At 72.6% G+C, this 9,465-nt stretch carries 8 protein-coding genes; 3 read left to right on the forward strand and 5 right to left on the reverse strand.

All coding sequences use genetic code 11. The annotated features are described in order from the left end of the window. The 3 genes from cphA to VFE05_00095 form a co-directional block, all read left to right on the forward strand. On the forward strand, window positions 1-1,895 hold a 1,895-nt coding region (gene cphA / locus VFE05_00085), incomplete at its 5' end, for a cyanophycin synthetase (GenBank protein HET6228438.1). Window positions 1,896-1,898: 3 nt separating this feature from the next. Then, on the forward strand, window positions 1,899-2,969 hold the full coding sequence (locus VFE05_00090) for a hypothetical protein (GenBank protein HET6228439.1): 1,071 nt from the start codon (window positions 1,899-1,901) through the stop codon (window positions 2,967-2,969). Next, window positions 2,941-3,891 carry a cyanophycinase gene (locus tag VFE05_00095; protein ID HET6228440.1) on the forward strand — a complete coding sequence of 317 codons (951 nt, stop codon included), beginning with the start codon at window positions 2,941-2,943 and terminating at the stop codon, window positions 3,889-3,891. Before VFE05_00090 ends, VFE05_00095 begins: the two co-directional genes overlap by 29 nt. A gap of 266 nt (window positions 3,892-4,157) precedes the next feature. Here the strand turns inward: VFE05_00095 and VFE05_00100 are convergent, their stop codons facing one another. The 5 genes from VFE05_00100 to VFE05_00120 form a co-directional block, all read right to left on the reverse strand. Beyond that, window positions 4,158-5,000: a maleylpyruvate isomerase family mycothiol-dependent enzyme gene (locus VFE05_00100; GenBank protein HET6228441.1), complete on the reverse strand. Its 843-nt coding sequence runs from the start codon at window positions 4,998-5,000 to the stop codon at window positions 4,158-4,160. Between the two features lie 162 nt (window positions 5,001-5,162). Further along, complete coding sequence (locus VFE05_00105; protein HET6228442.1) at window positions 5,163-6,392, reverse strand: hypothetical protein; 1,230 nt, start codon at window positions 6,390-6,392, stop codon at window positions 5,163-5,165. A gap of 152 nt (window positions 6,393-6,544) precedes the next feature. After that, window positions 6,545-7,564 (reverse strand): Ca2+-dependent phosphoinositide-specific phospholipase C, encoded by a 1,020-nt coding sequence (locus VFE05_00110; protein HET6228443.1) that lies wholly within the window; start codon window positions 7,562-7,564, stop codon window positions 6,545-6,547. Between the two features lie 95 nt (window positions 7,565-7,659). After that, window positions 7,660-8,628, reverse strand: coding sequence for a hypothetical protein (locus VFE05_00115; protein HET6228444.1), 969 nt, complete (start codon window positions 8,626-8,628; stop codon window positions 7,660-7,662). A 276-nt stretch (window positions 8,629-8,904) separates the two neighbouring features. Then, window positions 8,905-9,465, reverse strand: a 561-nt coding sequence (locus tag VFE05_00120; protein ID HET6228445.1) for a hypothetical protein, incomplete at its 5' end; no start/stop codon positions are given.

A 9,465-nucleotide genomic window follows, 5' to 3' on the forward strand; every position in this document is an offset into this window, starting at 1 on the left:
CGGTGGAGGTAGCGGGCGAGATCGGCTATCCGGTGATCCTCAAGCCGCTCGACGCTAGCCATGGCCGCGGCATCTCGCCGCGCCTCGACAGCGAGGCCGACGTGCGGCGCGCCTGGCCGCTCGCGCGTGAGCATGGGCGGCGCATCGTCGTCGAGCAGTTCGCCGTCGGCAACGACCACCGCGTGCTCGTGGTGGATGGCCGGGTCGTCGCCTGCGCCGAGCGGGTGCCGGCGCACGTGCGCGGCGACGGGCTGCACACGATCGGCGAGCTGATCACGATCGAGAACGCCGATCCGCGGCGCGGGCATGGCCACTCCAAGGTGCTCACCTGGCTGCCCAACGATCGCATCACCGAGGAGTTCCTCCGCGGCAACGGGCACTCGATGGACTCGATCCCGGCCGCGGGCGAGATGGTGCTGCTGCGCGCGACGGCGAACCTCTCCACCGGCGGCACGTCGATCGACCGGACGGACGAGATCCACCCGGACAACGTGACGGCGTGCGAGATGGCGGCCGGCATCGTGGGCCTGGACATCGCCGGCATCGACGTGCTCTCGCCGGACATCTCCGTGCCCTTCCGCGAGAACGGCGCGGTGATCATCGAGGTCAACGCCGCGCCGGGCCTGCGGATGCACACGCATCCGTCCGAGGGCGTGACGCGCAACGTGGGCGCGCCGGTCATCGACATGCTGTACCCGCTGGGCGCGCAGTACACCATCCCCGTGATCGCCATCACCGGCACGAACGGGAAGACGACGACCACGCGTTTGACGGCGCACCTCTTCCGGCAGACGGGGAAGACGGTGGGGTTCACCACCACCGACGGCGTGTACATCCAGAACCGGATGGTGATGGAGGGCGACATGACGGGGCCCTTCTCCGCCAACATCATCCTCTCCAACCCCACGGTGGACGTGGCGGTGCTGGAGACCGCGCGCGGCGGCATCATCCGCGCGGGCCTGGGGTTCGAGGACGCGGACGTAGGCGTGGTGCTGAACGTGTCGGCCGACCACCTGGGCCTGCGCGGCATCAACACCGTGGAGCAGCTGGCGGAGGTGAAGGGCGTCGTCCCCGCCGTGGTCAAGCGCGAGGGCCACGCGGTGCTGAACGCGGACGACCCGCTCGTCTACGCCATGCGCGACCGGACGATGGCCGACATCGTCCTGTTCAGCACGCTGCCGGAGGGCGAGAACCAGCTGTTCGAGGACCACATCGCGCGCAACGGCATCGGAGCGCGGATCGAGGACGGGATCTTCGTGGTGCGGCGCGGGCGGCTGCGCATCCCCATCGTCCCCGTCCGCGAGGTGCCGCTCATGCTGGGCGGCGCGGCGCATTTCCAGGAGCAGAACATCCTCGCCGCCATCGCCACGGCCTACGTGCAGGGCGTGCGCTACGACACCATCCGCGCCGGGCTGCTGTCGTTCTTCCCGTCGCCCAGCATGACGCCGGGCCGCCTGAACCTGCTGCGCGTGGGCCGCGCGCGCGTGCTGGTGGACTACGCGCACAACCCGGCCGCCATCGCCGGGCTCATGCAGCTGGCGGGCGAGCTGCCGGCGCGCCGCCGCGTGGGCGTGATCACCGCGCCCGGCGACCGCCGCGACGACGACATGCGCGAGCTGGGGCGCCTTTCCGGCGTGCTGGACCGCGTGATCGTGAAGGAGGACGACGACCGGCGCGGCCGCGCCGAGGGCGAGATCGCCGCGCTGGTCATCGACGGCCTGCGCTCCGCCGGCCTCACCGACGAGCAGATCGAGGTGGTGCCGTCCGAGCGCGACGCGGTGAGCCGCCTGCTGGCCCAGCTGGGCGACGGCGACCTGGGCGTGGTGCTGGCCGACAAGGTGCCGGCCGTGCTGGCCCAGATCCAGCCGTTCGCCGACGGCCCCGGCGCCCTCTAGCGCATGGCCCTCCCCGACCCGCTCAGCGAGATCCGCCTGGTGGCGCTGCGCTCCCTGCGCGGCGCCAACTTCTGGTCCGCCCGCCCGGTCACGCGCATCGACCTGGCGGTGGGCGAGTACGACGAGATCTCCTCGGCCGACGCGCCGGGCTTCACCGACACGCTGGTGCGGCTCTTCCCCGGCCTGTGGGAGCACCGCTGCTCCATCGGGGAGCGGGGCGGCTTCGTCACGCGCCTGCGCCGCGGCACCTACGCGCCGCACATCATGGAGCACGTGGGCCTGGAGCTGCAGACCATGGTGGGGCACGACGTGGGATACGGCCGCGCCCGCGGCGGCGACCGCGAGGGCGAGTACACCGTGGTCTTCGAGCACCTGCACGCCGAGGTGGGCCTGCGCTCGGCCGCGCTGGCGATGGAGATCGTGCAGCGCGCCTTCGCGGGCGACCTGGAGACGATCGAGTACGCGCTGACCGAGCTGGAGGCGCTGAAGGCCACGCCCGACGTGCCGGCGCTGCGGCAGCGCGTGCTGTGCGGCATCACCGGCGGCGGCGACCGGGCCGGCGTGCGCGAGGAGATGCTGCGGCGGGGGGTGCCGGACGAGGAGCTGATCGTGGACGTGGCGCCGTCGTACATCCTCAACGCCGGCCTGCCGTACTCGCGCTCCACGGTGGCCGTCATCCTCGACGCCGACCCCGCCGACGTGCCGGAGCGGTACCTGGACGACGAGCGGGCGCAGCAGCTGGTGAGCGTGGTGGCCGACGCCGTGCCGCGCGACGGGATCGTGGTGGTGCCGGCGAAGGAGTGGGAGGTGCAGGACCGCGCCCGTGACGCCGGGTGCCGCGTCGCCGTCTTCTCCACGTCCGACAACGTGACGCGGCGCGACAGCCGCGTGGCGCACGCCGTGGCGCTGGTGCGCGAAGGGCGCATCGTCTTCGACTGCGGCGGCGACGCCACCGACGGCGGCGCGCTGCTGCCCGACGTGTCGCCCGCCGCGCAGGTGGCGGCCGCACTGGCCGTCACCTCCCTCCAGGAGCTGGAGCCCGACCTTGTCCCCGCAGATGCCGCGCACGCGTAGCTCATCGTCTCCGCAGGACCCGCCCCCCGGCGCCGAGGGCGGCCTGCCGCGCCGGCGCACCGACCGCAACCACGGCACGCTGGTGCTCATCGGCGGCGCGTGCGACCCCGCGGGTGCCGCGCTGGGCTCGTTCATGGACGCGTGCGGCGCGCGCGACGGCGGCAAGATCGTGGGCCTCACCACCGCATCGGGCGACCCCGGCCAGTCCGCCCGCGACTGGATGGAGACCTTCGCCGCGGCAGGGGCGCACAACGTGGAGATCCCGGTCGTCGACTCGCGCGAGAAGGCGCAGGACGCCCGCGTGGCCGAGCTGGTGCGCAGCGCCGACGGCATCTTCCTGGGCGGCGGCGACCAGGTCCACCTCGTGGCCACCGTCAGCGGCTCGCGCGTGGACCGCGCCATCCAGGACGTGTACATGCGCGGCGGCGTGGTGTGCGGCACCAGCGCCGGCGCCGCCGCCCTCACCGAGACCATCCTGGCCGGCGGCGAGCCCGACGAGTACGGGCAGATGCAGGACCTCCACCTGGGCCCCGGCTTCGGCCTGCTCGGCTTCCGCGCGATGATCGACACGCACTTCACCCAGCGCCGCCGCCTCCAGCGCCTGTTCATGGTCATCGCGCAGAGCCCGGAGATGATGGGCCTGGGCATCGACGAGGACACGGCCATGGTCGTGGAGGGCCACATCGGCCGCGTGGTGGGCCGCGGCTCGGTCACCTTCGTGGACGGGCGCGGCGTGCGCTTCGACAACGCCGACGAGTGCATGCACGGCAACCCGCTCACCCTCAGCTACCTGCGCGTGGGCATCGTGGGCGCCGGCTACGCACTCGACCTCCGCGAGCGCGAGCTGGACGCCCTCGTCCAGTCCCGCAAATCTCCCGAGGCGACGGAGATCCTCCGCAGCGAGGAGCTGGCGGAAGCGTAATCGGGCGGGCTCGACAGACGCGCATCCGGCGTTGGGGAGATGCGAACTCCGGCGATGGACGATGCGGGCGTGGTCGGGAGATGCAGGAACGACGAGCGGCGCGATCCGTCTGGATCGCGCCCCTTCTGCACGTCCGGTCGATCCGAATCCCGGCGGTTCTCCGCGGATGCGCATCGACTCCGCCGATGCGCCCACGATTTCAGCCTACGTGGCGGCGGCGGAAGGGGACGATGCCTCGCTCGCGGACCAGGAAGACGAATTGGCGGTCACACCATCACCGAGCGGACGTGCGCCAGCCGCTCGCCGATGCGGGCGACGCCGGAGAGCTCGATGCGGCTGGCAGCTTCGGCAGGCGGGATGCCGTTGAAGAAGATGCGCCACGCCGTGTCTGCCGAGAGCCGCGCGCAGGCCGACGGCGCCGCGTTCGAGCCCTCGTAGAGCGTCCAGCGGTCCGTGTCGCGCAGCAGGGTCCACGTGCCGCCGGGATCGCCGGTGATCTGCACCTCCAGCGACTCGCCGGGCACGCCGGCCACGTCGCGGAAGGCGTGCGGCAGCGCGCGCACCGACATGTCGAGCACGGGGTGCAGCCACTCGCGCGACGTGATGCCGGGCACCTGAACCGCGTTGCGGATCTGCTGCTGGTGGTGCCACAGCTCCGTGTAGTCGCGCCCTACGTCCATCCAGTTCGCCGACGCGTCCTCGCCCGCCCAGGCCACGGCGAACCGCGCCGTCCCGTGCGCATCGAGCGTCTGCACGAACTCCGCGAGCTGCCGCCCCGCCAGCTCGATGAAGTCCACCAGCAGCACCGGGCTCAGGCGCCGGGCCACGCGCACCCACTCGGCGTTCATCTCGTTGATGTGCTCCACCAGGTCCGCATAGCCCTCGATGGGCCTGCTGGGGGCGTCGCCGGTGCAGTCGTCGCGCAGCACCGCCAGCTTGCGCGCCTGCACGTCCAGCAGGTGCGCCGCCACGTCGCGCACCCGCCATCCGCCCGCCACCGTGGGCCTGTCCCACTGCTCGGCGGAGAGGCCGCGCAGGAGCGCCGTCAGGTGGTCGTGCAGCGGCGGAAACCGGTCGGCGAGCCAGGTCGGCTGAACGGGTTGCAGCACGTGGGTTCCTCCGGTTGGGCGATACGGGAGATGTGCGCCGTTCCTCGGATCAGGAGCGGAGGATCGTCGCGCAGCGAGGTGCGGTGGATGTGGACGTAGCCGGACCGATGCGATGCTGCGCCGTGCGACTCCCCAGCCCCACATCTCCCGTCATCGCACTGCCTACGGAATCGGCTCCGCGCGGATGCGGCACGAGCGGCGGACGGCAGATGCGCTCAGCCACAGCACCCACGTCCACGCGAGCCAGGAGATGCGCTCCGGCCACGAGAGCGTGCGCAGCATCAGCCAGGCGCTCATCGGCAGGGCGGCGGCGGCGCCCAGCTTCGTGGGACCGGTGTCGATGCGGCGGCGCTCCAGCACCCAGCCCGCGCCGCGGCGCCGCGTCAAGATCTCTGCGCGGATGCGATGGTCCAGGTCGGCGGGCGGCATCGCGCGCCAGCCGGCGATGCGGAACACGCTCCATCCCACCGCCGTCTGTCCCCACCCGTGGTTGTCCGATGCCGCCGCCAGCGCCCAACCGTTCGCGTTCGCCAGGCGCAGGATCCCGGCGCGCTCCTTCTGCGTGTCCTGCAATCCGCGCGGGGCCGCGTCGGAGATTTCCACCGCGTCGATGCTCATGGCCGGCCGCACCCGCGCCAGGTTGCCGGGGATGGTGAGCAGGACCACCGGCTCGCTCCCGTCCGCCGGGCGGAAACGGCCGATGGAATCCGCGCCGACGTTCTTCTCGCGGAAGTACGCCGTGTCAGCCAGCGTGGCGCCCAGCACGTTCAGGTGCAGCCGCTCCGTCACGACCTCGATGCCGCTGAGCAGCACCGTGCCCTCGCCCGCGCGTGCGGGATTGCGCGCCACGCCCGCCGCCGCGCCCGCGAGGCTGCGGTGGTCGGTGACGTACGCCACGTCGTAGCCGCCGCGCCGGTGCCAGTCGCGCACCTTCTCGGGCGTCAGCCCGCGCCTGCCGTCGTGCGACGCCTCGGTGTGCGTGTGGAAATCCACCGTCACCATCTCCCGGTCGTCCAGCGCCAGCGCCGCCACGGGCCGCGGCACCAGCACGGCGAACGCGTAGACCGCGAGCACCGCCAGCAGCAGCATCGCCAGCCCGGCCGCCTCGCGCCCGATCCGCCGCAGTGCCGTCGGCCGAGGCCGCCCGTGAACACTCCGCCAGATCACGTAGATCGCCAGAACCGTGAGCAGAACTGCCACGTGTTGGCGCACGGTGAGCAGCAGCAGCGCATCCGCCACGTCGGACAGCGGCGCGAGCGCGACGTACGCCCCCGGCCGGACCAGTCGTGCGCCGGGGAAGTCCCGCAGCGCGACCACGTCCCACACCGACGCCAGCGGCCACATCGCCCCCAGCAGCACCAGCGCGGTGACCGCGACGGGGAAGATGGGCATACGCCGGCGCCGGACGGGAAGATCGGACCGCACGTGAGGATGGTTGGAGGCGCTCAGCGGCCGGGCTCCGCGGTGGGGATTCTGCGCAGGGCGGGCTCGATGCGCCGCCTCTCATCTCCCGAATCTACCCGGCGGCCCCGCGCGGGCAACAGCTACTCCTTGTCGCAGAGCCGCTTGCCCCACCCGGTCTTCCGCGCCATGCGCTGTACGCCGCCGCGATAGACCTGGCACACGGTGGGGTCCAGCCAGTCCTTGCCCCACCAGACGCGGACGACGTTCCCGCGCTTCACGAACACCGAGGCGAACGCCCACAGCCCGCCGCCGTTGTCCAGGTTGCGGAAGGCCACCCACTTCGCCGCCTGCCGCCCGAACCCGCGCGGATAGCCCGTCTTGCTGACCAGCCCGCGCACCCGCAGCACCGGCGGGCTCACGAACGCCACGGCCGAGTCGCCCCGCCCCACCGCGTACTCGTTCAGCGTGGTGATGCGGCGCGGCGAATACCACTTCGGCTTGCTCTGCGTGAGCACGAAGATGACGCGGCCGAACAGCGAGTCCGTCATCGGCCATGCACCGGCGGCCGCCGCCTGCGCGACGGTGGCGAACGGACCGCGGGCACGCAGGTCGTGCGGGGTGAACAGGTCGTCGCGGGGGATCACCTGCGTGATCGCCTCGTCCAGCCCGGCGGGCGTGTGGCCGTCGTCCCACTCGGCCTTCACGTCCAGGTACACGGTGAGCACCGGCGCGCCCGGATGCGCCCGCATCCACCCCGCCACCACGCCCAGGCACGTACGCAGCCCGTCCGCGCCGGCCGCTCGGGTGCCGCAGTCGTTCACCTCCGGCGATGCGTCGTGGCTCACCGCCCAACGTGGCCCGCCACCCTGGCGCGGCAACGGATGGAGGTCCAGCTCCACGTCGTGCACGAGGTCCAGCGCTTCCGCGAACGACATCCCGCTCTCGCGCCGGTCGTAGCAGTTGTGGCAGGCGATCTGGTACGTCTGGTGATACCGCACGCCACGCGTGGCGACCGTGGGCGGCTGCCGGCCACCAGTCTTTCCGCTCGCCTGCACCTCCGCGCGCTCGGCTTCGGTCTGCTTCTGCGCGCGAGCGGAGGGCGCAACGAAGAGCACAACGAAGCAGGCCGGGATCGCGCGACGGAGAAGTGAACGGCGCATGCTGGAGGCTGGTGCGGGCGGAGGATGTGGGCCGTAGCGTCGGCCGCTGATGGATGCAGCATCATGCCGCAACTGGCTCGAGGCTGGGCGCGGCGTCACCGCGGCGAGGGCGGGAGCGTGTAGACCTCGTCGAGGTGCGATACGAAGGCGCCCAGCGCCACACGACCGTCGAGCGAAAGCTCGCCGGGCAGCCCCGGCCCGCGCATCTCCAGGGACTCGCCGAAGCCGAGCGCCGTCCAGTCGCGCGGGCTGGGCCGCAGCTCCAGCACGCGCTGGGGCTCGCCGCGCGGTCCCCCGGCCGGAGCGGTGACGCCGCACCAGCCAGGGCCGGGGGGCGGCTTGTACTCCCAGCGGTTTCCGTCCATCGCATGCACGTCCACGCACACCCGGCCCGCCGGCAGCCGCGCGGACTGGAGAAGCAGCACGGGCACGCCGCACGACGCCGCACTGCCGCGCGCGCACAGGTCGTAGCGGGCGGAGACGAGCAGGCCGCCACCCGCGTGCGCCGGGTCCAGCACCAGGCTCCGTGGCCGCTCCGCCCGAGAGGGGGTGAGCGCTACGCGGTAGATGATGCTGTCCGTGCCGTCGTCGCGGGTGGCTTGCTCCACCGAGCTGCGCCACGCGTAGTGCCGCCCGTCGAACCGGTACAGGTGCGTGCCGCCCTCGCAGCACGACATGTGGGTGTACTCGGTGATCAGGGGCCAGCCGTGGGCACGCTCCGGCAGCACCGTCTCGCCCGTCCCCCAGTCGTGGTAGAGCAGCGAGTACCCGCCGACGCCGAGCTGCCGGTAGATCCACCGCTCGCAGTTGGTGCCGCAGAAGCGGGTGCCCTCCACGAACAGTTCCGGCACACCGTCGCCGTTCAGGTCCTTCCGCTCCATCGTCACGGCGGCCCGGATCTCTTCCACCTCCACGTCCGGGATGTCCGACCCTTGGCCCGCGTCGGCCTTGAGGTGCACGGCCAGCGTACGAGGAATAGGCAAGCGCGCCGGCCGGGTCTGCGCATCCGCGGCTTGGGCGAGGCAGACGAGCGCGAGCAGCGTGGCGAGTCCGCGGCGGAGCATGGTCGTGTCGGGAGATGGGGTGCGGCGATGAACCCGCTACAGTATTGCTGCGGATCGTAACCCGCGCCACGGCCACGTTGCGGCGGCCGAGATCCGGCCTGCTCGCCAGGAACGGCCGCGTTCGTTTCCGCCGTCCGGAGCCTGCGCGACTTATTGCTTCCCCGGCTCGGATGGCGCGCGGGAGTTGGATGCGCGCCCGGCCGCGAATGCAGAAACACAGAGGCGGAGCGCATCGTCCGCTGATGCGCTCCGCCTTCAAACCGCGCGATAGGGCCGCTACCGCAACGCCTGGCGCGGGCGGTTCATCTCGCTGAAGCCGCCGCTGTTGCGGCCGCCGTACTGGTTCTCGTTCGTGGGGCCCGGCGCGCCGCCCTGCGTGGCGCCGCCGCCCTGGCGCGGGTGCTCGGCGAAGCCGTAGCTGCGGTCGTAGCCGCCCCGAAGCGCCGGGCTGTTGCCGTTGTACTGGCCCAGGTAGCGCGTGTCGCCGCGCACCCCGCCGTCGCCGCCGTGCCCCCCGAAGCCCGCGTCGTAGCCGCGGCGCACGTGGTAGCGCTGGCCGGTGTTGTACTGCGCCTCGTACTCGCCGTTGTAGATGGGATTCGTCCGGTTGCCGCGCATGGAGCCGTGGCCCGCCCGGTCGAACGTGTCGCGGTACAGGCCGTCCCGATCGAAGTGCCCCGGCTGCCGCCCGTGCGGATCGCCGTAGCGCCCGTCGAAGCCGCCGAACTCGCCCAGGTCGCGCGCGTGCGTGGCGCGGTACCAGCCGTACGCACCCTGCCCGCCGTTGCCCGGCTGCATGCGCATGCCGCCGTAGCCCTGCCCCTCGTAGTTGGGGTC

The sequence above is a fragment of the Longimicrobiaceae bacterium genome (assembly GCA_035696245.1).
GTDB lineage: Bacteria > Gemmatimonadota > Gemmatimonadetes > Longimicrobiales > Longimicrobiaceae > DASRQW01.